At 64.9% G+C, this 26,157-nt stretch carries 22 protein-coding genes and 1 other annotated feature; of the genes, 15 read left to right on the top strand and 7 right to left on the bottom strand.

What is annotated here, in order from left to right:
• Positions 1–113: 113 nt before the first annotated feature.
• Positions 114–1,853: an NAD+ synthase gene (locus C4S73_RS19090; protein ID WP_103874122.1), complete on the top strand. Its 1,740-nt coding sequence runs from the start codon at positions 114–116 to the stop codon at positions 1,851–1,853.
• A 304-nt stretch (positions 1,854–2,157) separates the two neighbouring features.
• Here C4S73_RS19090 and C4S73_RS19095 read toward each other — a convergent pair whose 3' ends face one another.
• Positions 2,158–3,642, bottom strand: a complete 1,485-nt coding sequence (locus C4S73_RS19095) for a SulP family inorganic anion transporter (protein WP_103874123.1) — start codon at positions 3,640–3,642, stop codon at positions 2,158–2,160.
• 61 nt (positions 3,643–3,703) lie between these two features.
• Positions 3,704–3,759 (bottom strand) — a sequence feature (sul1 is cis-regulatory element that is thought to sense ions involved in sulfur or methionine metabolism; They are found in Alphaproteobacteria).
• Positions 3,760–3,909: 150 nt separating this feature from the next.
• Between C4S73_RS19095 and gltX the strand changes: the two genes are divergently transcribed.
• Positions 3,910–5,250, top strand: coding sequence for a glutamate--tRNA ligase (gene gltX / locus C4S73_RS19100; protein ID WP_103874124.1), 1,341 nt, complete (start codon positions 3,910–3,912; stop codon positions 5,248–5,250).
• 111 nt (positions 5,251–5,361) lie between these two features.
• On the opposite strand, the gene C4S73_RS19105 is transcribed toward gltX, so the two are convergent.
• Positions 5,362–6,687, bottom strand: a complete 1,326-nt coding sequence (locus C4S73_RS19105; protein ID WP_103874125.1) for an MFS transporter — start codon at positions 6,685–6,687, stop codon at positions 5,362–5,364.
• A 196-nt stretch (positions 6,688–6,883) separates the two neighbouring features.
• On the bottom strand, positions 6,884–8,047 hold the full coding sequence (locus C4S73_RS19110; protein WP_103874126.1) for a DUF2865 domain-containing protein: 1,164 nt from the start codon (positions 8,045–8,047) through the stop codon (positions 6,884–6,886).
• 375 nt (positions 8,048–8,422) lie between these two features.
• On the opposite strand from C4S73_RS19110, the gene C4S73_RS19115 reads away from it, so the two are divergent.
• A complete protein-coding gene (locus tag C4S73_RS19115) occupies positions 8,423–9,373 on the top strand; it encodes a phosphoribosylaminoimidazolesuccinocarboxamide synthase (RefSeq protein ID WP_103874127.1) in 951 nt (316 codons plus the stop codon).
• A 4-nt stretch (positions 9,374–9,377) separates the two neighbouring features.
• Here C4S73_RS19115 and C4S73_RS19120 read toward each other — a convergent pair whose 3' ends face one another.
• Positions 9,378–9,872 carry a MarR family winged helix-turn-helix transcriptional regulator gene (locus C4S73_RS19120; protein WP_160115839.1) on the bottom strand — a complete coding sequence of 165 codons (495 nt, stop codon included), beginning with the start codon at positions 9,870–9,872 and terminating at the stop codon, positions 9,378–9,380.
• A 130-nt stretch (positions 9,873–10,002) separates the two neighbouring features.
• On the opposite strand from C4S73_RS19120, the gene hmgA reads away from it, so the two are divergent.
• Positions 10,003–11,361, top strand: a complete 1,359-nt coding sequence (gene hmgA / locus C4S73_RS19125; protein ID WP_103874254.1) for a homogentisate 1,2-dioxygenase — start codon at positions 10,003–10,005, stop codon at positions 11,359–11,361.
• 80 nt (positions 11,362–11,441) lie between these two features.
• Positions 11,442–12,386 carry a CHAD domain-containing protein gene (locus C4S73_RS19130; RefSeq protein ID WP_160115840.1) on the top strand — a complete coding sequence of 315 codons (945 nt, stop codon included), beginning with the start codon at positions 11,442–11,444 and terminating at the stop codon, positions 12,384–12,386.
• A 25-nt stretch (positions 12,387–12,411) separates the two neighbouring features.
• Here C4S73_RS19130 and C4S73_RS19135 read toward each other — a convergent pair whose 3' ends face one another.
• Positions 12,412–14,064, bottom strand: a complete 1,653-nt coding sequence (locus C4S73_RS19135) for a carbohydrate-binding domain-containing protein (protein WP_103874130.1) — start codon at positions 14,062–14,064, stop codon at positions 12,412–12,414.
• Positions 14,065–14,421: 357 nt separating this feature from the next.
• The gene (locus tag C4S73_RS19140; RefSeq protein ID WP_103874131.1) at positions 14,422–15,507 is read right to left on the bottom strand and encodes a TRAP transporter substrate-binding protein; all 1,086 of its coding nucleotides are present in this window, start codon (positions 15,505–15,507) and stop codon (positions 14,422–14,424) included.
• Between the two features lie 62 nt (positions 15,508–15,569).
• Between C4S73_RS19140 and C4S73_RS19145 the strand changes: the two genes are divergently transcribed.
• The 7 genes from C4S73_RS19145 to C4S73_RS19175 all read left to right on the top strand — a co-directional run bounded on the left by C4S73_RS19145 (position 15,570) and on the right by C4S73_RS19175 (position 21,144).
• The gene (locus tag C4S73_RS19145; protein ID WP_103874132.1) at positions 15,570–16,583 is read left to right on the top strand and encodes a fumarylacetoacetate hydrolase family protein; all 1,014 of its coding nucleotides are present in this window, start codon (positions 15,570–15,572) and stop codon (positions 16,581–16,583) included.
• Positions 16,573–17,565: an MBL fold metallo-hydrolase gene (locus C4S73_RS19150; RefSeq protein WP_244595672.1), complete on the top strand. Its 993-nt coding sequence runs from the start codon at positions 16,573–16,575 to the stop codon at positions 17,563–17,565. Before C4S73_RS19145 ends, C4S73_RS19150 begins: the two co-directional genes overlap by 11 nt.
• A gap of 4 nt (positions 17,566–17,569) precedes the next feature.
• Positions 17,570–18,121: a DinB family protein gene (locus C4S73_RS19155; RefSeq protein ID WP_103874134.1), complete on the top strand. Its 552-nt coding sequence runs from the start codon at positions 17,570–17,572 to the stop codon at positions 18,119–18,121.
• Complete coding sequence (locus C4S73_RS19160; RefSeq protein WP_103874135.1) at positions 18,118–19,749, top strand: FAD-dependent oxidoreductase; 1,632 nt, start codon at positions 18,118–18,120, stop codon at positions 19,747–19,749. Before C4S73_RS19155 ends, C4S73_RS19160 begins: the two co-directional genes overlap by 4 nt.
• Positions 19,746–19,949, top strand: coding sequence for a DUF2783 domain-containing protein (locus C4S73_RS19165; RefSeq protein WP_103874136.1), 204 nt, complete (start codon positions 19,746–19,748; stop codon positions 19,947–19,949). The genes C4S73_RS19160 and C4S73_RS19165 overlap by 4 nt, the downstream gene beginning before the upstream one ends.
• 59 nt (positions 19,950–20,008) lie before the next feature.
• Complete coding sequence (locus tag C4S73_RS19170) at positions 20,009–20,542, top strand: hypothetical protein (protein ID WP_103874137.1); 534 nt, start codon at positions 20,009–20,011, stop codon at positions 20,540–20,542.
• Positions 20,543–20,625: 83 nt separating this feature from the next.
• Positions 20,626–21,144 carry a CreA family protein gene (locus C4S73_RS19175; RefSeq protein ID WP_103874138.1) on the top strand — a complete coding sequence of 173 codons (519 nt, stop codon included), beginning with the start codon at positions 20,626–20,628 and terminating at the stop codon, positions 21,142–21,144.
• Between the two features lie 9 nt (positions 21,145–21,153).
• On the opposite strand, the gene C4S73_RS19180 is transcribed toward C4S73_RS19175, so the two are convergent.
• The gene (locus tag C4S73_RS19180) at positions 21,154–21,483 is read right to left on the bottom strand and encodes a hypothetical protein (protein ID WP_103874139.1); all 330 of its coding nucleotides are present in this window, start codon (positions 21,481–21,483) and stop codon (positions 21,154–21,156) included.
• A 322-nt stretch (positions 21,484–21,805) separates the two neighbouring features.
• Here C4S73_RS19180 and cysS point away from each other — a divergent pair, with 322 nt between their 5' ends.
• From cysS to cimA, 3 genes are all read left to right on the top strand, one after another.
• Complete coding sequence (gene cysS / locus C4S73_RS19185; protein WP_103874140.1) at positions 21,806–23,344, top strand: cysteine--tRNA ligase; 1,539 nt, start codon at positions 21,806–21,808, stop codon at positions 23,342–23,344.
• A 437-nt stretch (positions 23,345–23,781) separates the two neighbouring features.
• Positions 23,782–24,147: an endonuclease domain-containing protein gene (locus tag C4S73_RS28700; protein WP_280177613.1), complete on the top strand. Its 366-nt coding sequence runs from the start codon at positions 23,782–23,784 to the stop codon at positions 24,145–24,147.
• A gap of 109 nt (positions 24,148–24,256) precedes the next feature.
• Positions 24,257–26,029 (top strand): citramalate synthase, encoded by a 1,773-nt coding sequence (gene cimA / locus C4S73_RS19195; protein WP_103874141.1) that lies wholly within the window; start codon positions 24,257–24,259, stop codon positions 26,027–26,029.
• Positions 26,030–26,157 lie beyond the last annotated feature (128 nt).

Raw genomic sequence — 26,157 nt, forward strand, 5'->3', positions numbered from 1 at the left:
ATTGCGGCTCGCCATGATTCATGCGCGATTAACCCTAACGTCAGGTTAAGCTGCAGCTCAGCCCGGACGCATGCGGCATTGCTGGTGTCGCGGCGGCGCGTTACAGGCGCTCCATGACCACGCCCTCGCTCCGCCTCGCCCTTGCCCAGCTGAATCCGATCGTTGGCGACATCGCCGGCAATACCGGCAAGGCACGCGCCGCCAGGCAACGCGCCGGGGAGGCGGGCGCCGATCTCGTCATGCTGCCGGAGCTCTTCCTCTGCGGCTATCCGCCCGAGGATCTGGTGCTGAAGCCGGCCTTCCAGGATGCCTGCCGCAAGGCCTGTGAGGAACTGGCGCGCGAAACGGGCGATGGCGGCCCGGCGCTGCTGATCGGCCTGCCCTGGGCGGAGAATGGCAAGCTCTACAACGCCTACGCCCTGCTTGATGGCGGCGTGATCCAGTCGGTGCGCTTCAAGGTGGTGCTGCCTGATTACGGCGTCTTCGACGAGGCCCGCATTTTCGAGCCCGGTCCGCTGCCCGGCCCCGTGGTGTTCCGCAACGGGATACGCCTTGGCCTGCCGATCTGCGAGGACATCTGGAGCGAGGATGTCGTCGAATGCCTTGCCGAGACCGGGGCCGAACTCCTGCTCTCCCCGAATGGCTCGCCCTATCGGCGCGGCGTCGGCGACGAGCGCATGAACATCGCGGTTGCGCGGGTCGTCGAATCCGGCCTGCCGCTGGTCTATCTCAATCAGATCGGTGGACAGGACGAGCTCGTCTTCGACGGCGCCTCGTTCATCCTCGGCGCTGACCGCAGGCTGATGCATCAGCTCCCGGCCTTCCAGGAGGCGCTTGTCGTGACCGACTGGGCGCGCGAGGCCGGGCAATGGCGCTGCAAGCCCGCCAACGCCGCCGAAATCGAGACTGGCGACGAGGCCGACTATGCCGCCTGCGTGCTGGCCTTGCGCGACTATGTCGGCAAGACCGGTTTCCCGGGCGTGGTGCTCGGCCTGTCCGGCGGAATCGACTCCGCGCTCTGCGCCGCGATGGCTGTCGATGCGTTGGGGGCCGAGCGCGTCACCTGCGTGATGATGCCCTCACGCTTCACAGCGCAGCAGAGCCTGAGCGACGCCCAGGCCTGCGCGCAGGCGCTCGGCGTCCGCTATGAGACCGTCTCCATCGCAGGCCCGGTCGAAGGCTTCGAGGCGGCGCTTGCCGGCCTGTTCGCCGGCACGAAGCGCGACGTCACGGAGGAGAACCTCCAGAGCCGCGCGCGCGGCACGCTGCTGATGGCACTTTCCAACAAATTCAGCTGGATGCTGGTGACCACCGGCAACAAATCGGAGATGTCCTGCGGCTACGCCACGCTTTACGGCGACATGAATGGCGGCTTCAACGCCATCAAGGACCTCTACAAGACCGATGTCATGCGCCTCGCGCAGCTGCGCAACCGCTGGAGGCCGACGGGCAGTCTCGGTCCCGATGGTGTCGTCATCCCCGAAAGCACCATCGCGCGGCCGCCCAGCGCCGAATTGAGCGAGGACCAGACGGATCAGGATACGTTGCCGCCCTATGACGTGCTCGACGATATCCTGGCCGGGCTGATCGAGCGCGACGAGCGCGTCGCCGCAATCGTTGCGCGCGGGCATGATCTGGACACCGTGATGCAGGTCGAGCGGCTGCTGCAGCGGGCTGAGTACAAGCGCCGCCAGTCGGCGCCCGGCGCCAAGATCACCACCCGCAATCTCAGTCGCGACCGCCGCTACCCGATCGTCAACGGCTTCAGCGATCGAGGCGAGGGCCCGCACAGTCCGGATGCGTCACTGGTGAAGGGTGTGGGCAAGGCGGGCGGCGACAGCTTCGATTTCTGACAGCTCGTTTGGACATGGATTTTTAGCCCTCATCCTGAGAGACTGGCCGCAAAGCATGCATTGAAATCAAAGGCTTGGCGACCATCGAACAAGCGCCGTCATCCCGGACGCAGCGAAGCGGAGATCCGGGATCCATTCCGGAACCCCACCGGCAAGCGCTCCGGAATGGATCCCGGGTCTCCCTGCGGTCGCCCGGGATGACGGCGCCTTTCGATGCGAAATGCCAACCGACTGAAATCGTTGACGACATTATCGGCAGCTCCTCAGGATGAGGGCTGTGGTTCCGGAGCTTGAAGCGATTGCGTCAATGCGCCGAGCTGGCACTGGCCTCATCTGCCTTGTCGTGCCGGGCGAAGCGGTCGATCATGGTCGCGCTGGCCTCGTTCAGGCCGGTCACTGTGACCTCCGCGCCATTGCGGCGCAGCTTGAGCACGGCCTTGTCGAGCGCTCCGACGGCCGAGATGTCCCAGAAATGTGCCTGGCTGACATCGATCGCCACACGCTCCGGACGGTCGTCGAAATCGAACCCGGCGAGGAAGCTCTCGGTCGAGGCGAAGAAGATCTGTCCCCGAACCCGATAATCGCAGGCCAGGCCATCCTCACTGCGCCGCCGCTCCACCGCGACGAGCCGTGCCACCTTTCCGGCGAAGAACACGCCCGACAGCAGCACGCCGACGATCACGCCCTTGGCAAGGTCATGCGTCGCCACGACCGTGATGACCGTCGCCAGCATCACCAGAGAGGACGAGCGAGGATTGCGCCTGAGGTCGAGGATCGAGCGCCATGAGAAGGTGCCGATCGAAACCATGATCATGACCGCGACGAGCGCCGCCATCGGGATGATGCGGACGAGATCGTCGAGCACGAGGATCAGGAACAGCAGGAAGGCGCCCGCCACGAAGGTCGAGAGCCGGCCGCGTCCGCCGGAACGGACATTGATGACCGACTGACCGATCATGGCGCAGCCGCCCATGCCGCCGATCAGCGCCGAGGCTATATTGCTGGCGCCCTGCCCAAAGCACTCCTGGCTCTTGTTGCTCGTCGTGTCCGTCATGTCGTCGACGATTTGCGCAGTCAGCAGCGATTCCAGCAGGCCAACCGCAGCGAGTGCCACCGAGTAGGGGAAGATGATCCGCAGGGTCTCGAAGGTCAGCGGCACCTGCGGCAGCGCGAAGATCGGCAGGGTCGAGGGCAGTTCGCCGAGATCGCCGACCGTGCGCAGGTTCAGCCCGAACCACCAGGCGGCGAGTGTCAGCACGCCGATCGCGACCAGAGGCGAGGGGACGGCCCTGGTCAGGTACGGGAAGAGATAGATGATCGCCAATCCCGCCGCGATCATCGCATAGGTCAGCGTCGGCACGCCGATCAGCTCCGGCAATTGCGCCATGAAGATCAGGATGGCGAGCGCGTTGACGAAGCCGGTGATCACCGAGCGCGAGACGAAGCTCATCAGCCGCCCAAGCTTCAGGAAGCCCGCAGCGATCTGGATCAGGCCCATCAGGACGGTCGCGGCGAAGAGATATTGCAGCCCGTGATCGCGCACCAGCGTCACCATCAACACCGCAGTGGCGGCGGTGGCCGCAGATATCATGCCCGGGCGCCCGCCGACGAAAGCCGAGACGCAGGCGATCCCGAAGGAGGCGTAGAGCCCGATCTTGGGGTCGACGCCGGCGATGACCGAAAAGCCGATCGCTTCCGGGATCAAGGCAAGTGCCACCACGATGCCGGATAGGATGTCGCCACGAATATTGCAGAACCATTCGCGGCGGTAGGCAGACAGCTTTGTCATTGTAAGGGGAATCCGCAACAGATCGGGCCCGCAATGGCGAGCTGGCTTCGATCTTCATGTGCGTTGTTCGGCGGGTCGGCGGCCGAAAGAGCCACCCGGGTTTTCACCGGGTCCGGTCGAGTGCGAGAGCCTTAGCCTGCGAGGGTTGCCTGCCGCAACACGGAATTGAGATCGATGCGAGGAGCACCGCACTTATTGACGCGTCGTGCCAGGGCAACACGGCTCCGGCCGATTGTCCCCTCCCGGCAAACGCGCCATAACCCGCGCATGACAAGTCCTCTCGTTCGCACAGCGCCGTCCCCGACCGGCTATCTCCATATCGGCAATGTCCGGTCGATCATGTTCAACTGGCTGTTTGCGCGTCGCCATGGCGGGCGTTTCCTGCTGCGCTACGACGACACCGATCTGGTGCGCTCGAAGCCCGAATTCGCCGAGGCGATTGCGGAAGATCTCAGCTGGCTCGGCGTGGTCCCTGACCGTGTCATCAAGCAGTCGGGCCGGCTGGCGATCTATGACGCGGCTGCCGCCCGGCTGCGCGACGCCGGGCGGCTTTATCCCTGCTACGAGACGGCAGACGAACTCGACCGTCGTCGCAAGCGCCAGCTCGCACGCGGCCTGCCGCCAATCTATGATCGCGCCGCGTTGAAGCTGACGGCGGAGGACCGGGCGAAGCTCGAAGCCGAGGGGCGCAAGCCCCATTGGCGCTTCCTGCTCGAACCGCGCGTCGTCGCCTGGACTGATCTTGTGCGCGGAGAGGCCCATGTCGACTGCGCCTCGCTGTCGGATCAGGTGCTGATCCGGGAGGATGGTAGCTATCTCTATCATCTGCCCTCGGTCGTCGACGATATCGACACAGGCGTGACCCATGTCATCCGGGGCGAGGACCACGTCACCAATACGGCGGTGCAGATCCAGATCTTCGAGGCCTTGGGAGCGCCGCTGCCGATCTTCGGCCATCACAACCTGCTGACGACCGCAAGCGGCGAGGGGCTGTCGAAGCGGCTCGGCCACCTTTCGCTGCGCGGATTGCGCGAATCTGGCGTCGAGGCGCTGGCGGTTTCGGCCCTTGCCGTGCTGGTCGGCTCGTCCGACGCAGTGCGCCCGGTCGCCAGCCTCGACGAACTGGCTGAGCTCGTCGATCTCGCCCATGTCTCGCGCGCACCGGCCAAGTTCGACGAGCATGAGCTGGAGGCGCTGAGCGCCCGCACCTTGCATCAGCTGCCCTATGACGCGGTGGCGGACAGGCTCATGGCGCTCGGCATTCCCGCCAGCGAGCCGTTCTGGCTCGCCGTGCGCGGCAATCTCGGCAAGCTCGACGAAGCGAAGCCCTGGTGGCAGGTCGTCGCGGGGCCGCTGGCGCCTGTGATCGCGGACAGTGCTTTCGCGGCGACGGCCGCCTCCTTGCTGCCGCAGGAGCCTTTCGACGCCACCACCTGGAAAAGCTGGACGGGCGCTGTCGCGGCTGCGACCGGCACGAAGGGCAAGGCGCTGTTCATGCCGCTGCGCCAGGCCCTGACGGGTCTGGAACATGGTCCCGAACTCGCAGCCCTTCTGCCGCTGATCGGGCGGGAGAAGGCGCTGAAGCGGCTGGCCGGACAGGCGGCCTAGGCTGACCCGTCATTCTCGGGCGAAGCGAAGACCCGAGAATCTCAAGACCAGTAGCCACTGGTTTCCGAGATGGTCGGATCAAGCCCGACCATGACGCGCAACCCTCCTCGCTCAATCGTGCCGATGCATGGCCGATGTGTGTTTGGTGTCACGCATCGTGGCATAGACCAGCAGCGACAGGCAGATGACGCCGGCGAGGTAGTAGTAGAACCACTCCTCGTGGCCCTGCTGCTTGAAGAACAGCGCGATTGCCGGCGCGGTGCCGCCAAAGATCGAGACCGTGACCGCATAGGGCACCGCGATGCCGGTGGCGCGGATCGAGGTCGGGAACAGTTCGGCTTTCACCACCGCGTTGATCGAGGTGTAGCCGGCCGTGAAGATCCAGGCGCCGCAGATCAGCAGGAAGGCGATCCAGGGCGATTTCGTACCGGCGAGCGTGGTCAGGATCGGTACCGTCAGCAGCGTGCCGGCGACGCCGAAGAAGATCAGCAGGGGCTTGCGGCCGATCCTGTCGGAGATCGCGCCATAGATCGGCTGCAGCACCGCGGCGAAGATCAGCGAACCCGCAATGACATAGGTCGTGGTCAGGTCGGACAGGCCCACCGTCTGCTTCACGAAGGTCTGCATGTAGGTCGTGAAGGTGTAGAAGGCTGCCGTTCCGCCGGCGGTGAGGCCGACCACGATCGCGACCTCGCGCGGATATTTCAGCAGGCCGCGCAGCGAACTCTGCCGCTTCACCGTCTCCTTGCTGGCGGCGACGAAGGAATCCGTCTCCTGCATGTGGCGGCGCATGAACATGGCGGTGATCGCCAGCAGGGCGCCGATGACGAAGGGGATGCGCCAGCCCCAGGCGACGAGCTGCTCATGTGTCAGGAAGACGTTCTGCAGCAGCAACAGCACCATGATGGCGGTGAGCTGCCCGCCGATCAGCGTCACATACTGGAAGCTGGAATAGAAACCGCGATGCTCGGGGTCGGCGATCTCGGTGAGGTAGGTGGCGCTGGCGCCGTATTCGCCGCCGAGGCTGAGGCCCTCGATGATGCGCGCCAGCGCCAGGAGCGCGGGAGCCGCAAAGCCGATGGTGGCATAGGTCGGCGTGAGCGCGATGATCAGCGAGCCGAAACACATCATCAGGACCGAAAGGGTCAGCGACAGGCGTCGCCCATAGCGGTCGGCGAGGTGGCCGAAGAGCCAGCCGCCGATGGGTCGCACGATGAAGCCTGCGGCGAAGAGCGTTGCGGCGTTGAGTTGCTGCACGACGGGGTCGTGCGAGGGGAAGAAATGCGGAGCGAAATAGAGCGCGAAAGCCGTGTAGGCGTAGAAATCGTACCATTCCACCAGATTGCCGACCGAGCCGATGAAGATCGCCTTGATCCGGCGTTTTGCGTCGACGAGTTCGATGGGCTGGGGGTGAGCAGGCAGTATGTTGTCTGACATGGCAGCCTCTGAGCCTTCGGGGGCAGAGGCACCCTTGCGCCGTTTGGAGAGGCGGCAAGCTAGGGCGCAATGATCTCGGCGTCCCCTCTATGCGGGTCGGGCCTTCATGCGCCGTGCGCCATCATGCGTCCAGCGCTGTTGTTGGAATTAAATTGCAGATGTCCATGCGCTTAACGCATGGAACAAACAACTGAGTTTATGGCCGGACCAATGATGGCGCGAGGTTCGGCGCCAGGTTCGGCGCGACGATTCTGACCGTCCGCTTCTCGCCGGTGACGCTGCGCGTCTCGCTCTTCAACCCGTCGCCCTTGTCGAGAACCTTTTCCCCGATGGTGCTGGGGCCGACGCCGGCCGATTCGGTGCCCGATGTCGGAGAGTTCTCGGAGGGCAGCGGCTTTTCCTCCGGAAGCTCCGGAATCGCCGCGGGCTGAACCGTGGCAGGCGCGGCGCCCCGGCGCTTTGGATCGGTCTTGGTGTCGACTTTGGGGCGGGACAACTCGGCGGCGCGCTGTTCGGTGACGATGACGTCGCGCTTGTCGAGCAGATATTCCGCGTCCTTCAAGGCCTGCGACCAGCTCTGGCCCTGGCCGCGGCAGGTGCAGGCGGCGTCAAAGGAACGCTGGTATTTTCCGGCGTTCGGCAGCGAGGAATAGGGCTGGCCGGTGCTGCGCGACGCCGAATTCTGGATGTCTCCGCCGCTCGTCATGCCGAATGCGGTCGTTTCGGTGCCCGGGCAGAGCGCCTGGCACATCTCGTCCGCGCCTTCGCGACCGCCGGGACTGTTCGACAGCGGGAAGAAGAAGCCGTCGCATGTGCGCACGCAGACCGTATAGGCGCCGCCCGAGCGCGGTTTTTCCGGTTCTATCACCCGGTCCGGGTCGAGTTCGGGGATGGTCGAATCGATCTCGCCGCGACGAGGCTCCAGCCCGAAGATCGTCTCGAAGAAGCCGCGCTGCTGCTGCGGGGCCCGGCAATTTGTGTTGATCGCGGCCGCGAGCTGGGCGCGTCGCTGTTCGACAGCGCCACCCTGAGCCTGCCGCTGCAGACTGCCATACTGCGCCTGCAACTGGCCGATCTGCGCTCTCAGGCCTCCGCATTGCGGCGGCGGCTGCTCGCCGAAGAACAGGAACCCGCCCCGTTCGCAGCCCATGGCGCGATACTGGTTGGTGGCCTGGGAAAGCTGTGCGCCGACGCGCTGTGCGGCCTGCGCAGCACGAGGGTCGCCACTGCTTTGACCCTGGAGGCTTGCAAGCTCGGAACGCCAGGCGGTGCATGACGGCGATTGTGCGACAGCCGCTCCGCCCATGGCCGCCAGCGCCAGCAGCGCGGTGCCGAAGCGTCGGGAAAGTCTCGATATCATCGCAGGTCGGGCCACATCATCCGCTTTGGTCTGGGCCCTGGCCGGGCCGGTCACTCTTTGAGGCGCAACAACAACCGCCAAACGCGACGGAACTAAGGACGGCTCCTGCGGCGACCTGGCGCGGATTCGCTCCAATGCAGCAGCCTGCCCCGCATGCCATATTTGCCGCAGAGCAGCAATCGGCTGCGGGCCCCGGCATAAAGTGTGTCGCTGGCAATGGCAGATCGAATGCGATCGCTCGCGACGATGTGAGCCGAGATGGTCTATCGCGGGCGTTTTGGCTAGAAGGAGCAGGCGCGGACATGACGCTCCGAGCCTGCTCTTGCCTCGATCTCCTGCCCTCGATTTCCCGCCCTCGATGAAGCGATGCCATCCATGTCCGAGTATCTGCCCCTTGATGAAGCGGTCATTCCGGAGCTGCCGAGCTACTACCGGGGCAAGGTCCGCGAGAATTACGACCTCCCCGACGGGCGTCGCATCATCATCGCCACCGACCGCCTGAGCGCCTTCGACCGCGCGATCGCGTCGATCCCGCTGAAGGGCCAGGTGCTGACGCAGACGGCCCGCTTCTGGTTCGAGAACACGGCCGACATCTGCCCGAACCATGTGCTGGAATATCCCGATCCCAACGTCGTCGTTGGAAAGCTGCTCGATATCCTCCCCGTCGAGATCGTGGTGCGCGGCTATCTCGCCGGCACCACCGGCACCTCGATCCTGACGCTCTACAAGCAGGGCGCGCGCGACATCTACGGGCTGCGCTTCCCCGATGGCCTGCGCGACAACGAGGTGCTGCCCGCGGCCGTGATCACGCCGACGAGCAAGGCCTTCGACGGCGGCCACGACGAACCGCTTTCCGCGGCCGAGATCATCGAGAAGGGGCTGCTGACCAAGGAGCAGTGGGAGACCGTGTCTGCCTACGCTCTGGCGCTGTTCGCGCGGGGGCAGGCGATGGCGCGCGAACGCGGGCTGATCCTCGCCGACACCAAATACGAGTTCGGTACGGATGCGCAGGGGCGCATCATCCTCGCCGACGAGATCCACACCCCCGATAGCAGCCGATACTGGTTCGCCGAAAGCTATCCGGAGCGTTTCGCCCGTGGCGACAAGCCCGAGAGCTTCGACAAGGATTTCGTCCGGAACTGGGTCGTCGCGCGCTGCGACCCCTATAACGAGCCGCTGCCCGCAATCCCCGACGAACTGATCGCGCAGACCTCGCAGGTCTATATCCGGGCTTTCGAGACGATCACGGGCAGCGCGTTTGAGCCGCCGGCAAAGGGCGAGCGGCCGCTGGACCGCATCCGCAGAAATCTGGCCCGCTACTTCTGATCGGTCAGGTTTCCACGTCGCGATAGCCGCCGGCCAGCAGGCGGCCGCGATCGGTCAGCGTCGAGAGCACGCGCTCGAACACCTTGAGTTCGTCAGGCGCGATGCCCTCGATCCAGCGCGCCTCGAAGGCGAGCGCGAGCGGCACGATATGGGCGTAGATGCGCTGCCCCGCCGGCGTCAGCGCCACGAAGGATTCGCGCCGGTCCTCCCGGTTTTCGGCACGCGAGACGAGGCCGCGCTTCTGAAGCTCGGCGACCGCGCGCGAGACCTTCGTCTTGTGCATCTGGGCGAGTTCGCCGATGTCGCGGGAGGTCAGCTTGCCGAACTCGCCGAGCTGCGCGACGACCCGCCATTCGGGGATGCCGATGCCGAAATGCTCGCCATAGATCCGCCCCAGCGCGCGGCTCGCGAAGAAGCCGACCACATTGAGCCGGTAGGGCAGGAAGCGCTCCAGCTTGAGCGTTTCGGCTTCCGGTGACGGCGCTGGATTCGTTGACATTAGTTTCATTTGCAACTAATTTTAAGGCAAGGCAAGACGTAATCTCTCGATCTTTCCGTATCCGGCCTGCTTGTCAAAGCGGCTGGCGGCCGAAACAGCAAATATTTGCGAAGACTCGCAGGAGAAGGGCATGACCGTGCAGCCGAAGATCGACGCCGGCGCCAGGACCGGGGCGGGCATCGACCCGCGCTATATGTCCGGATTCGGCAACTCGTTCGAGACGGAGGCGCTGCCTGGCGCCTTGCCGATTGGTCGCAACTCGCCGCAGAAGGCCGCCTACGGGCTCTATGCCGAGCAGCTCTCGGGTTCGCCCTTCACCGCGCCGCGCTCGACGAACGAGCGCTCCTGGCTCTACCGCATCCGGCCCAGCGTCAAGCATGGCGGGCGCTGGTCCAAATGCGACAGGGGGCTGATCCGGACTGCGCCTTGCCGCGACGAGGCCGATCTCCCGATCGGCCAGATGCGCTGGGATCCGATCCCGCTGCCCGCCGAGCCGCTAACCTTCATCACGGGACTGCATACGGTGACGACGGCTGGCGATGCCGATACGCAAGCCGGGATGGCGGCGCATCTGCTCTTCGTGACCGCGTCGATGGAGCGCGAATATCTGTTCAACGCCGATGGCGAATATCTCGTGGTGGCGCAGGAGGGGGCGCTGCGCTTCGCGACCGAGTTCGGCGTCATCGAGATCGGTCCGGGCGAGATCTGCGTGATCCCGCGCGGCGTCGTCTTCCGGGTCGAGCTGAGCGGTGGTCCTGCCCGCGCCTATGTCTGCGAGAATTACGGCGGCGGCTTCACGCTGCCCGATCGCGGACCGATCGGCGCCAACTGCCTCGCCAACCCCCGCGACTTCCTCACCCCGATCGCCGCCTATGAAGACATCGAGGAGCCTTCGACGCTTTACGCCAAATGGGGCGGCGAGCTGTTTTCGACGCCGATCGGCCAGTCGCCGCTGGATGTCGTGGCCTGGCACGGCAATTACGCGCCCTATAAATATGATCTGCGGCATTACTCACCGGTCGGCGCGATCTCCTTCGATCATCCCGACCCGTCGATCTTCACGGTGCTGACCGCTCCCTCGGAGACGCCCGGCACCGCCAATATCGACTTCGTGATCTTTCCCGAGCGCTGGGCCGTGGCCGAGAACACGTTTCGGCCGCCCTGGTACCACCGCAACATCATGTCGGAGTTCATGGGCCTGATCTATGGCGTCTATGACGCCAAGCCCGAGGGCTTCACGCCCGGCGGCTTCAGCCTGCACAACATGATGCTGCCGCACGGGCCTGACGCCACCGCCTTCGAGCACGCCTCTACCAGCGAGCAGAAACCGGTGAAGCTCACCGGCACCCTGGCCTTCATGTTCGAGACGCGTTTTCCCCAACGCCTCACCGGCTATGCAGCGCGCTCGTCGCAGTTCCAGCCCGACTACACGGCCTGCTGGGACGGGTTGAAGAAGCGCTTCGATCCGAACAGGCGCGAGGCCTGGTAACGGTTGGATCTGTTCGGAAAGCTTGCAGCTTTCCGACACTTGGGATTGAATCGCATTCCGACCTCCGCGCGGAGCGCATGATGGCGATACGAGCGAAAACGCCGGCCCGGCCGCTTCGTCGCAGCGTACGCACAGCTGCGCGCCCGGTGCGTCGAAAGTCGGAACGCCAGGTCGACGGTAAGGCCATGATGCAGCGCTGGGCCGGACACTGGCTGCGCACCTGCCGCGACATGCCCAAGCAGGCACAGAGGCTGCTGGATCACGCGGCGCCAGACCCGGAAAAGCAGATTCATGCCTTCCGCCGCTTGATGAAAGCCTGGCGCGCGCTGCTAAAGCTCGCTCCCAAGGCGCTGGCTTCGGAGGCGAGGATGGTGCGCTCCGAGGTGAAGGGGCTGCGCCAGAGTTTCGGGGCGGTTCGTGATGCGACCGTCGTTGCGAAGGCGCTGGGCAAGGTGTTGCCGAAAGCGGCCGACGAGGTCGATGCGCCGGCCGACGTGCTCGAGCAAAGCCGACAGCAGTTCGAGGCGGTTCGTGCCAAGCTGGCCTGGCTTTCCACCGAGATGGCGCGCTGGTCGGTAGCGGGAGAGGGCGGCTCGTTCCTGCTGACGGGGTTCAGGCGCATCTGCCGCAAGGCCAGGCGGCGCCTCGACGGCGATCCGCGTCGCATGAGCATGAAGCGCCTGCACGCCTGGCGCACCGCGATCGTCGATCTCGGCTATCAGATCGACTTCTTCCAGCCGGCCGATCCCGCCGGGTTCAAGCCGAAGGCGGAGGCGACCGAGCGCCTGCGCGCCCATCTCGGCACGGTCGTCGACCTGAACATGGCCCGGAAGCATCTGTCGGAGGCGGTTCCGGCCAGACGCCGGCGCAAGGCCGAGCGCGAGATCGAAAAAAGCATCGCGAAGAAGCGCGCAAAAGCGGCCCTGATTGGCGACCGGCTGCTCGAGCAGCGGCCCAAGGCGATGTCCTCCCACCTCGGCACCATGCTGGCGGCGCACGAACCGCGCCGGGTCAGATTTGTCTGACCGGCCGCAGTGTCGGACCGATGCTCTAGAATAAATCGAACAGGACGCCCCCATTCGTCGCAAGCGCCGCCGATCCTATGGACCACGGCGCGACATTGCCGGTCGCCGCAGTCCAAAGCGCGGTGTGAGCGTTCAGCGATACGCTTTCCACATAGAGGTTGCGGTCATGTCCCTCGCCGCCGCCGTACCCGTCCCAGGCATCGTTGACGAAACGGACCTCGACCTGATGGGGCGTGCCGGCGGCAAATGCACCATCGAAGTCGAATGTGTCCCACTGGCCGAGCACATGCACGGCTTCGACAGTCTGCGTCTGCCCGATCTGCGCTCCATCGACGAAGACCTGGAACTGCGGTGCGCCGGTATAGTGGTCGCCCGAGACCTTCACCGAAAGGCTCGCGGAGCCGCCGGGAGCGGAAGGCGCAGTCGGGACTGACTCCGGCGGCGGGGAGGGCGGCGTGACTGGCTGTTGCGGGGGCGGTCCGGCAACGGCGTGGCCGAAGACGATGCTGCCATTCGTCGCGATCGCCGCGGAATCGGTGGACCATGGCGCCACATTGCCCGTCGCAGCGGTCCAGTTTTCCGTCGTGCCATTGAGGGTCAGCGATTGGACATAAAGGTTGCGATCATGTCCTTCGCCGCCCCCGTAGCCATCCCAGGCGTCATTGAGGAAGCGCACCTCCACGGCATGCGCTGTGTTGGCCGCAAAAGGCCCCGAAAAATCAAACTGCTGCCATTGGCCGAGCACATGCAGCGCCTGAACGGTCTGGACCGATCCCACCGCAGTTCCGTCGACGAAGACCTGGAATTGCGGCGAGCCGGCATAATGGTCGCCCGAGACGCGAAGCGACAGCACACTCGCTTGCCCGTTCGATGGAGGAGGCTCGGCATGGCTGGCGGCAGTCGCGCCATAGAGATGCCCGGTGTCTGCCCCATCCGGCGACGACACGTGAGCAAGATCGACAGCTGTCGCGTGCGGATCGGCCGAGTAAGCGCGGATATAGTCGATCTGCATCTGTTTGGCGGCGTCGGTGGTGCCCGCAACGCCTCGCTGTATCGCCAGATCTGCCAGCAGATACATCGGCTTGTGGAAATCGACCGGGGTCTGCGCCGCGCCGACGCGCTCTCCATCGAAGTAGAAGGAGATGGTCGTGGGTCCCCATTCCACGCCGTAGCTGTGATAGCCTGCGGTCATATTGGCGTGGGAACTCCAGACCTGCACGTCTCCCGCGACGCTGTGGACATATTGCCAGAGATTGGTGTCGCCATAGGCTTCGAGGACATCGAGTTCCGGCGGCCAGCTTCCATCGGCTGGTAGCATCCAGAACGCAGGCCAAACCCCGGCTTCCGCCGGCAGCTGCGCCCGCATCTCGAAGTAGCCGTAGGTTTGCGCAAATGACGCCCTGCTGCTGATCAGGCCTGATGCCCAGTCTCCCGGACCTGCCACCTCGGCATCGGTGCGGACCGCCGTGATATGGAGGGCACCATTCTGGACCGAGAAGGGATCGATCCCCGAAGCCGCATCTACAAATGCGGAATTCCCGAAGCCGATGTCAGCATTGGCATTCAAGCGCGAGCCCGGGCGAATGTCCGCCCATGTCGTTCCAGTGCCATTCTGCGAGATGCTGCGAGAGTTGAATTCCTCGTCGAAGGTTAATTTGTAGCCAGTTAAGTCGATCATTGCTTAAACTCGCGCCAATTTCGGATGGTAGCGAGGCATAGGCAAGGCAATTGTCTGGGATATTTAGTGTTCTTGAGTGGATACTAGATAGACGAAGCGAATACCGCAACAAAGCCTGAGGGGTCGGCATTGTTGCAGTTAAGGAAATCTTTCCGGGACGCGAGGGCGGAGCCGTTTCAGATAAGGCGCGGGGGGCGCGGGTCCCGGGGATCAGCGCCGTCAAATGTCACGGACACTCGTGGCGGCCAGGATTCTGCCACGTCACGTCAGATGTGTTTTCGAGCAGTTCGCTCAAGACAAGGCCTCCCCGGCGTTTTGCCGGGGAGGTCTGCGAAATTCACGGATCAGTTCGGGTGTCTATCGGGCCTTCAGCCGGTTCATGAACGAATCGTACGAAAGCTCTGCCACTTGCCACCAGAGCAGGTTCTCGCCGCGGAAGGCGACCATCGAATCATAGCCCTTCTTGAAATCCGGGCTCTTGGCCGAGGTTTCGGCGTAATATTCCTCGGCAGCCTTGAGCGCCGCCTCCATCACCGGCAGCGGGAACGCCTTCAGCTGGGCACCCTGCGCGACCAGCCGGCGCAGGCCGCCGGGATTCACGAAGTCGTATTTCGCCAGCATCCAGTTATTGGCCGCCTCGCAGGCATTCTGGACGATCGCCTGATAGTGCTTTGGCAGCTTGGCCCAGGCCTCCTTGCCGATGATGAGATGCAGCATGGCGCCACCCTCCCACCAGCCGGGATAGTAGTAGTACTTGGCGACCCTGATGAAGCCGAGCTTCTCGTCGTCATAGGGGCCGACGAACTCGGCCGCATCGATCGTGCCGCGCTCCAGCGCCGGGTAGACGTCGCCGGGCGCAATCTGCGTGGGAACGACGCCGAGCTTGGCGAGAACCGCGCCGCCCATGCCGCCGATGCGGAACTTCAGACCCTTGAGATCGTCGAGCCCGGTCAGTTCCTTGCGGAAGAAGCCGCCCATCTGGCAGCCGGAATTGCCGCAGGGGATCGAATAGGCGTTGAAGCGGTCGAGAACGCCGTTCACGATCTGCTCGCCGCCGCCGAAATACCACCAGCTATGCTGCTGGCGGGCATTCAGGCCGAAGGGGATGCCGGTGCCGAGCCCCAGCGTCGGGTCCTTGCCGATGTAGAAATAGGTCGGCGAATGCGCGCATTCGACGGTGCCGGAAGAGACCGCATCGAGCGCCTGCAATCCGGGCACGATCTCGCCGGGCGCAAAGACCTGGATGTCGAACTTGCCGTCCGTGGCTTCGCTGACATATTTCGAGAATTGCTGCGCGGTGCCGTAGATCGTGTCGAGCGACTTCGGAAAGCTCGACGTCAACCGCCATTTCACCTCGGGTTGCGACTGCGCCAGAGCCGGCATCGCGACCGGGGTCGCGGCAGCGGCGAGCGCCCCTGTTTTCAAAAAGTCGCGACGTTTCATAAGGTGTCCTCCCGCGGTCTTGTTGGGCCCTTTGTTGCGCGTCAGGCGAGGAATGAAAAGACATGAAACTCGCGTCCCTTATGCATGGCCGGGATGGCCGCCTTGTAGTGGTGTCGAAGGATCTGACCAGGGCGACGGACGCCTTCCCGGTCGTGCCGACCTTGCAGGCGGCGCTCGACGACTGGGATCGATATGCGCCGCGTCTTGCCGATCTGGCAGAGAGCCTCGAACACGGGTCGCTGCCCTCCTTCCGCTTCCACGAACATGACTGCGCCTCGCCGTTGCCGCGCGCCGGCCAATGGCTCGACGCCTCCGCTTATGTGAATCATGTCGAACTCGTCCGGAAGGCGCGCAGCGCCGAGATGCCCGATAGCTTCTGGACCGACCCGCTGATGTATCAGGGCGGCTCCGACGTGACGCTGGCCCCCCGCGAGGCCGTGCGCGCCCGCAGCGAGGAGCACGGAATCGACTTCGAGGCCGAGATCGCGGTCGTCACCGACGATGTGCCCATGGGCGTCAATCCCGACGCGGCTCTGCGCCATATCCGCCTGGTCATGCTCGTAAACGACGTGAGCTTGCGGAATCTGACTGCGAAGGAATTGGCGAAAGGCTTTGGATTCGTTCAATCAAAGCCCTCATCGGCCTTCTCGCCCGTCGCGGTCACGCCCGATGAGCTCGGCGAGGCCTGGCGCGGCGGGAAGCTCCATCTGCCCGTGTTGACGCAGCTGAACGGCGCGCCTTTCGGCAGGCCCGATGCCGGCGTCGACATGACCTTCGATTTCGGCACGCTGATCGCTCACGCCGCCAGGACGCGGCGACTTTCCGCGGGCACCATCATCGGCTCCGGCACCGTCTCGAATCGCGATGCCGATGGCGGCCCGGGCAGGCCGATCGCGGAAGGCGGCCTCGGCTATGCCTGCATCGCCGAACAGCGCATGGTCGAGATCATTCGCACCGGCGCGCCTGTCACGCCGTTCCTGCGCTTTGGCGACAGCTTCCGCATCGAGATGAAGGATGCGGAGGGACGGTCGATCTTCGGCGCTATCGAACAGGAGGCCCTGCCTCATGCCGAATAACGCCACGCCGAGTAGAGCCATGCCGGGCGAAAAGCCGGCCTTCGCCTCCAGCGCTGATCTCGGCGAGAAGACGATCTCCTTCGATGAGATCGGGCGGGGCGTCTACGCCTACACCGCCGAGGGCGACCCCAATACCGGGGTCGTGATCGGCGACGACAGTGTCCTCGTCTTCGACGCGCAGGCGACGCCGAGGATGGCTGAGACGGTGATCGAGCGGGTGCGCAAGGTCACCGACAAGCCCATCCACCACGTCGTCCTGTCGCACTATCACGCCGTGCGCGTGCTTGGTGCTCCCGCCTATGGCGCCCGCGAGATCATCTGCTCGGATGTCGCCCGCGACATGATCGTGGAGCGTGGCGAGCAGGACAAGGCGAGCGAGATCGGCCGCTTCCCGCGCCTGTTCCAGGGCGCCGATTCGATCCGTCCCGGCCTGACCTGGCCAAGCATGACCTTCTCGGCCGAGGCCTCGGTCTGGCTGGGCACCCGCGAGGTGCGCCTGATGAAGCTCGGACGCGGCCACACCGCCGGAGACATCGTCGCCTGGATTCCCGACGCGCAGGTTTCGTTTGCGGGCGATCTCGTCGAGTATGGCGCGACGCCCTATTGCGGCGACGCGCATTTTACCGACTGGCCGCAGACGCTCGACAATCTGTCCGCTTTGGGCTCGGCTGCGATGGTGCCGGGACGGGGAGCGGCGCTGACCAGCGCTGCCATGGTGGCCGATGGCGTCAAGGGCACGCGCGCTTTCCTGAGCGATTTGTTCGAAGCCGTCAAAATCAATGCCGCGGCCGGCCGGTCGTTGCGCGAGACCTTCGAGCGCGTCCACGCCACGCTGAAGCCGGCCTATGGCGACTGGGTGATCTTCGAGCATTGCCTGCCCTTCAACGTCTCGCGCGCCTATGACGAGGCGAATGGCCTCGACCATCCCCGCATCTGGACGGATGAGAGGGATCGCCAGATGTGGATCGATCTGCGAGGCTGACGCGATGTCGCTGGCCACGCATTTTCGCAAGATGGCGCGCAACAACGCCTGGGCTAATCACCGCCTGCTCGCGGCCTGCGCGCAACTCAGCGATGCCGAATTCGCCTCGACCCGCACCAGCTTCTTTCCCTCGCTGAAGGAGACGCTGAACCACAGCCTTTCCGTCGATCTTTATTACATCGACGCGCTCGAGCAAGGCGGGGGCGGGCAGTCGATCTTCGACGGCTTCGTGCCGCTTGCCGGGCCGGCTTTGCTTGCCGCTCAAAGCGAGAGCGACCGGCGCCTGATTACCTTCTGCGACGTTCAGGATGCTGTCTCGCTCGCCGAAAGTGTCGAGACCGACCGTGGCGAAGAAGGCAGGGTGCGCGAGCGCGTCGACGATCTCCTGGCGCATCTCTTCCAGCACCAGATCCACCATCGGGGCCAGGCCCATGCGATGCTGGCGGGGACGGCGATCGCGCCGCCGCAGCTCGACGAGTATTTCCTGCAGTTCGATGCAGGCCGTCGCGCCGATCTGGTTGAACTCGGCATCGCGCCGCCGGAGGCCTTGCGGTGAAGACACCAGGCGATCCGCCCCATCGTTTCGCCTACCGCCGCTCGCCCGATCAGGATGTTCGCAGTCCGGCGCATCACCCCGTCGTCATCATCGGCGCCGGGCCTGTTGGTCTGACACTGGCGCTCGATCTGGCCAAGCGCGCGGTTCCCGTCGTCCTGCTCGACGATTCCGACTGCATCGGCGAGGGCTCGCGCGCCATCTGCTTTGCCAAGCGCACGCTCGAAATTTTCGACCGGCTGGGCCTTGCCGATGCGATGGTGGCCAAGGGCGTGACCTGGAAGACCGGCAAGGTCTTTCGCGGCACCGAACAGCTTTATGCCTTCGACCTCCAGCCCGAGCCCGGCCACAAGCAGCCGGCCTTCATCAATCTCCCGCAATATCATGTCGAAGCGGCGCTGGTGGCGGCCGTCCAGGCCGAGCCGCTGGTCGATCTGCGCTGGTCGAACCGGCTTGCCGGTCTCGCTCCTCGCGACGATTGCGGCCTGCTGACTGTCGCGACGCCGGAAGGCGAGTATCGGCTGGAGGCGGATTGGGTCGTCGCTTGCGACGGCGCGCGCTCGCCGACGCGCGGCATGCTGGGTCTCGCCTTCGAAGGCGAGACCTTCGAGGACAAGTTCCTGATCGCCGATGTCAGAATGGCCGCCGATTTTCCGCCCGAACGCTGGTTCTGGTTTGCCCCGCCCTTTCATGCCGGCCAGTCGGCGCTACTGCACAAGCAACCCGACGATATCTGGCGCATCGATCTGCAATTGGGGCCGGACGCCGACCCAGAATGGGAGAAGAGGCCCGAGGTCGTGCGTCCGCGCATCGAGCAGATGCTGGGACATGGCGATTTCGCGCTCGAATGGGTCTCGGTCTATCGCTTCCAATGCCGCCGGCTTCAGCGTTTCATCCATGACCGCGTGGTCTTCGCGGGCGATGCGGCCCATCAGGTCTCGCCCTTTGGCGCGCGGGGCGCGAATTCCGGTATTCAGGACGCGGATAATCTCGGCTGGAAGCTGGCGCTCGTCGTCAAGGGCGTGAGCCCGGTCGCGCTGCTCGCCAGCTATGACAGCGAGCGCCGCGAGGCCGCCGACGACAATATCCTGCATTCCATGCGGGCGACCGATTTCATCGCGCCGCGTTCGCCCGGTGAGCGCGTCCTGCGCGATGCAGCCCTGTCTCTCGCCGCGAGCGGCAAATTCGGAGCCGCCTTCGTCAATTCGGGGCGGCTCTCATTGCCGACAACCTACAGCAATTCGCCGCTCTCGACGCGCGATGAAGGTTTCCATGGTGGCGTTGCGCCCGGCGCGGCCTTCCGGGATGCGCCCCTGCTTGCCTCCGAGGGGCCCCATCTCTGGCTCAGCGAAACGCTGCGCGACGGCCGCCCGGTGGTCCTGTCCTATGGCGGCGGGCGTCGTCGGCTCGGCTCGGCCGGCGTCGGCGTGGTCGATGTTCCCGCCGTCGTGCAGCAGCGCGAACGGGGCCCACTCGAAGACCCCGAAGCGATGCTGCCGCGCCGCTACGCATTGGTCGATGGCGACGCGGTGGTGCTGCGGCCGGACGGGCATGTCGCTGCCCGTTTCCACAACCCGACGCGCGAGATCGTGGCGGCTGCCGTCGCCAGACTGGAGGGCCGCGCCCGATGACCACCGACAGGCAACTCAAGACGGGGCAGCGCTTCGCGGATGCCGACGCCGCCTATCGCCTGATCGCGCAGGCGCATCGCGATCTTGACGAGGCCGGGAGTGCCGCCCTGAACGCCAAGCTGGTGCTGATCCTGGCCAATCACATCGGCGATGAACAGGTTCTGCGCGAGGCCTTGGCTCTGGCCCGCAAGGCGAGGTAGCTTGCCAGGATTGCGCCCCGCTCCACCGACCGCCGCCCGCCGCGAAAGCCGAACCCGCCATGATCGATCCCGTGCCGTTCTATTCGACGACCGTTCCGCTCGCCTTCTTCATCTGGGGCCCGGTGCTGGTGATGGTTCTGTTCTGGGCGGTCGGGCTCTGGTCCAGCCGCCAGGGCGTGGCCCGGATGCTGGAGAATGACTGGAACGGCTTCAACGTCGCCGATGTCGAGAAGCTTTTCACGCATTATGGCGAGGAAGCACGCGCACGCTATCGCGCCCGGGTGCTCCCGGCCGATGTCGCCTGCGCCTTCACCTATGCGATCGTCGGCGCAATCATCGTCGCGGGCCTGTCGATGCGCGGCTATCCCTGGTGGGTGGCGGCGCTGTGCGGTGGTGGCTGGCTGTTCGGCGGACTTTGCGATGTCGCCGAAAATCTCGCGATCTCGCGGCTGCTCGGCAAGTTTCCCAAGATCGATGCCGGCGACGTCGCCTTCGCCAGCGGCATGACGCGGCTGAAGCTGGTGCTCTTCACGGCCGGCGTGGTCGGCGCGCTCGTGGCCGCCTATCTCGTCTTCAAGCCATTGGCTGCTTGAGCGCAACCCTGGCGTTCGGGGCCGACTGCAACCATATCCAGCCGGCCATAGACTGCCAGCATCGTCGTGCCGAGGAGACTACCATGCGCTTGAGAACCGCCGCATCCGCCCTGATTGCAGGAGCGCTTTGTCTCGCGGCGTCAGTGCTCCCGGCAGCCGCGCAGGAAGACCTTATCTTCAGGAAGTCGACGGTCTGGAAGATGTTGACCCCTGACGACAAGCTCGCCGTCTACGGCGTCGACGATCCCGTCGTCGAAGGCGTCGCCTGCCACTACACCATCCCCGAGAAGGGCGGCGTTTCCGGCATGTTCGGAGTCGCCGAGCAGGTCTCCGAGATCTCGCTGGCCTGCCGCCAGATCGGTCCGATCAAGTTCAAGGAAAAGGCCGATCAGGGCGATGTCGTCTTCCGCGAGCGCCGTTCGCTGGTCTGGAAGAAGATGCAGATCGTGCGCGGCTGCGACGCCAAGCGCAACGTGCTGGTCTATCTGGTCTATTCGGACAAGCTGATCGACGGCTCGCCGCAGAACTCGACCTCGACCGTGCCGATCATGCCCTGGGGCGGCAATGGCGACGCGCCCAAATGCGCCGACTGGATCAAGTGAGGGAGCGGCTCACTCGCCGCAGGTGATGACCAGCGGCTGCTCGACCGATGCGGCCGGGCGGGCCTTCGACAGCGTGCCGGTGAAATCCTCGCGGTCAGCGAGGCCATACGAGGCGGCCTTGGCGAAACCCTGCGCCTCGCACCAGGCGTCGGCGACGATCTTGCCGCATTCCGATTTGGTCGAGAGGCAGTCGGCGACGCCGTAGCCGTCGCTGGCGGGGATCAGGAAGGTGCGGTTGTCGCTTGCGGCGGCGGAGGTCTTCGTGGTCGGCAGGACCGAAAGCGAAACCCCGGCTCCGACGATTCCGAGCAGTCCGATGAGGGCGACGGCGCGGCGCATTTGAGGTGTTTCCTAGCTGACCGGACGGGCTCGTAACCCTCGAATCGCGAGGATGGTTCCGCCGGGTTAAATTTACGTGAATTGCGTCACAATGATGTTGCACTGCAGCAAGTCGGGGCGCCCTCTTGACGCAAAGCCCGCATGCAGGCAATCAGTTTCTCATGACGCGAGCCGCCAACCCGATTTGCATTATTTGCCGCTAGCTTTCGCTGGCCGGCTGCTCACGTCCTCGTCCTGAAACGGAAAGACAGACAGCGCCCCGGCCAGCGGCCAGGATATGCTCGTCGTCACGCCTTTCGCCGTTTTGCCAGGACACTCTCCGATGTCGCCGACCTTGAGGCTCTACAACACGCTGACCCGGACGAAGGAGGTTTTCGCCCCCATCGATCCGCTGAACGTGCGGATGTATGTCTGCGGCCCGACGGTCTATGACTACGCCCATATCGGCAATGCGCGCCCGGTCATCGTCTTCGACGTGCTCTACCGGCTGCTGCGGCATCTCTATGGCGCCGAGCATGTCACCTATGCCCGCAACCTCACCGACGTCGACGACAAGATCAATGCGCGTGCCGCCCGCGACTATCCCGGCCTGCCGCTGAACGAGGCGATCGCCAAGGTCACGGAAGGCACGACGGCGCAGTTCCATGCCGATATCGGCGCACTCGGCAATCTGCCGCCCGACCAGGAGCCGCGCGCGACCGATCATATCGCCGAAATGCGCGACATCATCGAGCGGCTGGTGGCGCGCGGCGTCGCCTATGTCGCCGAGGAGCATGTGCTGTTCCATGTTCCGGCGGTCGAGCATCTCGGATCCGCGCCGAAATACGGCTCGCTGGCGCGCCGCCCGCTCGACGAGATGATCGCGGGCGCTCGCGTCGATGTCGCGCCCTACAAGCGCGATCCGATGGATTTCGTGCTCTGGAAGCCGAGCCGCGAGGGCATCGACCCGGGCTGGTCGTCGCCTGCGGGCATCAGGACACCCGGCCGGCCGGGTTGGCACATCGAGTGCTCGGCCATGTCGATGGCAAAGCTGCTATCGCCCTTCGGCGGCGGCCTCACCTGCGACGATCCGGCCAAAAACGTCTTCGACATCCATGGCGGCGGCATCGATCTCGTCTTCCCGCACCATGAGAACGAGATCGCCCAGTCCTGCTGCGCCTTTGGCGGCGCGGACGGGGCAGGGCGCATGGCGAACTACTGGATGCATAACGGCTTCCTGCAGGTCGAAGGCGAGAAGATGTCGAAGAGCCTCGGCAACTTCGTGACGATCAACGAGTTGCTGGAAACCGAACAGTTCGGTGGGCGGAAATGGCCCGGCGAAGTGCTGCGGCTTGCCATGCTGAAGACGCATTATCGCCAGCCGATTGATTGGACGGTGAAGGCGCTGGAGGAGGCGGAGAAGAAAATCGAACGCTACCGCCACACTCTGACAAAGTTCGGTGGTGGGAGAGCCGCCGCGCCCTCTTCGGCTGTTCTTGCGAGGCTTGCCGACGATCTTAATACCCATGGGGCGTTGACGGAGATCGACCGACTCGTAAGTGAAGCCAATGGCGGGATGCGGACATCCCCGGGGTCTGAAGCTGAGGTTCTCGCAACCAACGCTATCGCCGCAGATGTCCTAAGGTCGTCGCTCGCTCTGTTGGGGTTCGATTTCGCTGACCAGCCTCAAGGGGCTGTAAATGAACTCTTCGAACGCGAAGCCAACACCCTCATCGAAGCCCGACTCGAAGCCCGCCGCGCAAAAAATTTCGCCGAATCCGACCGTATCCGCGACGAACTCGCGGCGATGGGTATTTCGCTCAAAGACGTGAAAGATCCGACAACCGGTAAATTGGATACGACTTGGGAGGTGAAGCGATGAGCCGCCAACCTGCCCCCTCTCCCCTCGCGGGAGAGGGTTGGGGTGAGGGGGCGCGCGACGACAGCCGTGCAGCGCCAGCAAAGTCGCACCCCGGAAATGTCACGGCGCCCCCTCATCCGACCGCTGCGCGGCCACCTTCTCCCGCGAGGGGAGAAGGGAAACGCGACGAACCCGCGGCGATGGGCATTGCGCTGAAGCATGGGCAGGGACGCCGCACGCGAGCCGACCACGACCTGAGAGGTGAAGCGATGAACCGCGACACAGCCCCCTCTCCCCTCGCGGGAGAGGGTTGGGGTGAGGGGGCGCGCGACGATAACCGTGCAGCGCCAGCAAAGTCGCACCCCGGAAATGTCACGGCGCCCCCTCATCCGACCGCTGCGCGGCCCCCTTCTCTCGCCAGGGGAGAAGGGGGGGACGGGTCGGCGCTTCAGCAGACCCTGAAAGGGCGTGCCCGCGCCATGCGCAAGGAGCCGACTGAGGCCGAGCGCAAGCTTTGGCATCTCGTGCGCGACCGGCGTTTCAGCGGATTCAAATTCCGTCGACAAGTACCCATCGGACGGTACATCGTGGATATCGCCTGTCTGGAGAAGCGCCTGATCGTCGAGGCAGATGGCGGTCAGCATGCTGAGAACAAGCACGATATCGTGCGGGATGCTTGGCTGAAGGCGCAGGGCTTCCGCATTCGGCACTTCTGGAATGCCGACATTCTCCAGCGTCCAGACGAACTGCGTGACACGCTTTGGCACGATCTTGACGACGTTGCCCGTATTGAGCCGACAGAGACGGCGGAGTTTAGATCATGACCCCCACCCCGAAAATCCGCCGCGCCGGTGCGCTCTCCGTCGCCATGAAGCTCGTCATGCTCGCCATGGTGATGCCCAAGGTACTGCGTTATCGCATGAGGATCAGGCGATGAACCGCGACACAGCCCCCTCTCCCCTCGCGGGAGAGGGTTGGGGTGATGCGGCGCGCGACGATAGCCGTGCAGCGCCAGCAAAGTCGCAACCCGGAAACGTCACGGCGCCCCCTCATCCGACCGCTGCGCGGCCACCTTCTCCCGCCAGGGGAGAAGGGAAGGGGGCGGGGCTTGTTCCTGCCCGCGTCCATCTCTTCGACACGACGCTGCGCGACGGCGCGCAGACGACCGGCGTCGATTTCTCGCTCGACGACAAGCGCGCCGTCGCCGGCATGCTGGACAGGCTCGGCATCGACTATGTCGAAGGCGGCTATCCCGGCGCCAACCCGCTCGATACCGCATTCTTCGCGCAAAAGCCGACGAACGCTGCGAAGTTCGCCGCCTTCGGCATGACCAAGCGCGCCGGCCGCTCGGCCTCCAATGATCCAGGCATCGCCGCCCTGCTGGAGGCGAAGGCCGACGTCATCGTTTTCGTGGCCAAGGCGTCCGACTATCAGGTCCGCGTCGCGCTCGAGATTTCGCTGGAAGACAATCTCGCCGGCATCCGCGAAAGCGTCGAGGCTGCGAAAGCTGCGGGCCGCGAGGTCATGCTCGATTGCGAGCATTTCTTCGATGGCTACAAGGCCAATCCCGACTACGCGCTGGCCTGCGCTCGCGCCGCGTTCGATGCCGGTGCGCGTTGGGTCGTGCTCTGCGACACGAATGGCGGAACCCTGCCGCAGGAGGTCGCGGCCATCGTCGCCGAGGTCGCCAAGACCGTGCCGGGCGACAATCTCGGCATCCACGCCCATGACGATTGCGGCTGCGCCGTCGCCAATTCGCTGGCCGCCGTCGAGGCCGGCGTGCGCCAGATCCAGGGCACGCTGAACGGATTGGGCGAGCGCTGCGGCAACGCCAATCTCGTGACGCTGATCGGCGCTCTGAAGCTCAAGGACCGATATCGCGAGCGCTTCTCGATCGGCGTCGGCGAGGCGCAGCTCTCCGAACTCACCCATGTCTCGCGTGCGCTCGACGAAATGCTGAACCGCGCGCCCAACCGCCATGCGCCCTTCGTCGGAGCCTCGGCCTTCGCCACAAAGGCCGGCATCCACGCCTCGGCCGTGATGAAGGACCCGCGCACCTATGAGCATGTCGCGCCGGAGGCGACCGGCAATCTGCGGAAGGTGCTGATCTCCGATCAGGGCGGCAAGTCGAATCTCGTCGCGGAACTTGAGCGTATTGGCGTCACGCTTGGCCGCGACGACCCGCGGCTGACGCGGGTGCTTGACGAGGTCAAGGAGAAGGAGGCGCAGGGCTATGCTTTCGAGGGTGCCGACGCATCCTTCTTCCTGCTCGCCAAACGCATCATGGGTGAGGTGCCCACCTATTTCGAGATCGAGCGCTTCGCCGTGAATGTCGAGCGCCGTCACAATGCGCTGGGCGAACTCGTCACCTTTTCCGAAGCGATCGTGAAGGTGAAAGTCGGTGACGAGGTGCTGATCTCGGCGGCCGAAGGCGCGTCCGGCCCGGTGAATGCACTCGACGTCGCATTGCGCAAGGACCTCGGCCGCTATCAGTCGCTGATCGAGGGATTGCGCCTGGTCGACTACAAGGTGCGCATCTTCCAGGGCGGCACCGACGCCGTCACCCGCGTCCTGATCGAATCCGCTGACGAGACCGGCGAGCGTTGGACCACGGTGGGGGTGAGCGCCAACATCATCGACGCGTCGTTCCAAGCGCTGGTCGACTCGATCACCTACAAGCTGGTGAGGGCAGGGGCCACGGCCTGAACACGGCTCGGCAGAGCCGAAGTCGGAGCGGCTCGCCGAGTCTGCCGTTCATGCTCGGAACCACGTCGTCATCCTGGACAAGCGGCTAAGACGCGCAGCTCCGGGATCCATCGTAAAGCTCCGGAACC

Source organism: Allobosea lathyri (assembly GCF_900108245.1).
Lineage (GTDB): Bacteria > Pseudomonadota > Alphaproteobacteria > Rhizobiales > Beijerinckiaceae > Allobosea > Allobosea lathyri.

Excerpts from the sequence above, each read along its gene's own strand:
- C4S73_RS19090 (WP_103874122.1), top strand. The coding sequence starts at position 114 with ATGACCACGCCCTCGCTCCGCCTCGCCCTTGCCCAGCTGAATCCGATC.
- C4S73_RS19095 (WP_103874123.1), bottom strand. The coding sequence starts at position 3,642 with ATGACAAAGCTGTCTGCCTACCGCCGCGAATGGTTCTGCAATATTCGT.
- gltX (WP_103874124.1), top strand. The coding sequence starts at position 3,910 with ATGACAAGTCCTCTCGTTCGCACAGCGCCGTCCCCGACCGGCTATCTC.
- C4S73_RS19105 (WP_103874125.1), bottom strand. The coding sequence starts at position 6,687 with ATGTCAGACAACATACTGCCTGCTCACCCCCAGCCCATCGAACTCGTC.
- C4S73_RS19110 (WP_103874126.1), bottom strand. The coding sequence starts at position 8,047 with ATGATATCGAGACTTTCCCGACGCTTCGGCACCGCGCTGCTGGCGCTG.
- C4S73_RS19115 (WP_103874127.1), top strand. The coding sequence starts at position 8,423 with ATGTCCGAGTATCTGCCCCTTGATGAAGCGGTCATTCCGGAGCTGCCG.
- C4S73_RS19120 (WP_160115839.1), bottom strand. The coding sequence starts at position 9,872 with ATGTCAACGAATCCAGCGCCGTCACCGGAAGCCGAAACGCTCAAGCTG.
- hmgA (WP_103874254.1), top strand. The coding sequence starts at position 10,003 with ATGACCGTGCAGCCGAAGATCGACGCCGGCGCCAGGACCGGGGCGGGC.
- C4S73_RS19130 (WP_160115840.1), top strand. The coding sequence starts at position 11,442 with ATGGCGATACGAGCGAAAACGCCGGCCCGGCCGCTTCGTCGCAGCGTA.
- C4S73_RS19135 (WP_103874130.1), bottom strand. The coding sequence starts at position 14,064 with ATGATCGACTTAACTGGCTACAAATTAACCTTCGACGAGGAATTCAAC.
- C4S73_RS19140 (WP_103874131.1), bottom strand. The coding sequence starts at position 15,507 with ATGAAACGTCGCGACTTTTTGAAAACAGGGGCGCTCGCCGCTGCCGCG.
- C4S73_RS19145 (WP_103874132.1), top strand. The coding sequence starts at position 15,570 with ATGAAACTCGCGTCCCTTATGCATGGCCGGGATGGCCGCCTTGTAGTG.
- C4S73_RS19150 (WP_244595672.1), top strand. The coding sequence starts at position 16,573 with ATGCCGAATAACGCCACGCCGAGTAGAGCCATGCCGGGCGAAAAGCCG.
- C4S73_RS19155 (WP_103874134.1), top strand. The coding sequence starts at position 17,570 with ATGTCGCTGGCCACGCATTTTCGCAAGATGGCGCGCAACAACGCCTGG.
- C4S73_RS19165 (WP_103874136.1), top strand. The coding sequence starts at position 19,746 with ATGACCACCGACAGGCAACTCAAGACGGGGCAGCGCTTCGCGGATGCC.
- C4S73_RS19170 (WP_103874137.1), top strand. The coding sequence starts at position 20,009 with ATGATCGATCCCGTGCCGTTCTATTCGACGACCGTTCCGCTCGCCTTC.
- C4S73_RS19175 (WP_103874138.1), top strand. The coding sequence starts at position 20,626 with ATGCGCTTGAGAACCGCCGCATCCGCCCTGATTGCAGGAGCGCTTTGT.
- C4S73_RS19180 (WP_103874139.1), bottom strand. The coding sequence starts at position 21,483 with ATGCGCCGCGCCGTCGCCCTCATCGGACTGCTCGGAATCGTCGGAGCC.
- cysS (WP_103874140.1), top strand. The coding sequence starts at position 21,806 with ATGTCGCCGACCTTGAGGCTCTACAACACGCTGACCCGGACGAAGGAG.
- cimA (WP_103874141.1), top strand. The coding sequence starts at position 24,257 with ATGAACCGCGACACAGCCCCCTCTCCCCTCGCGGGAGAGGGTTGGGGT.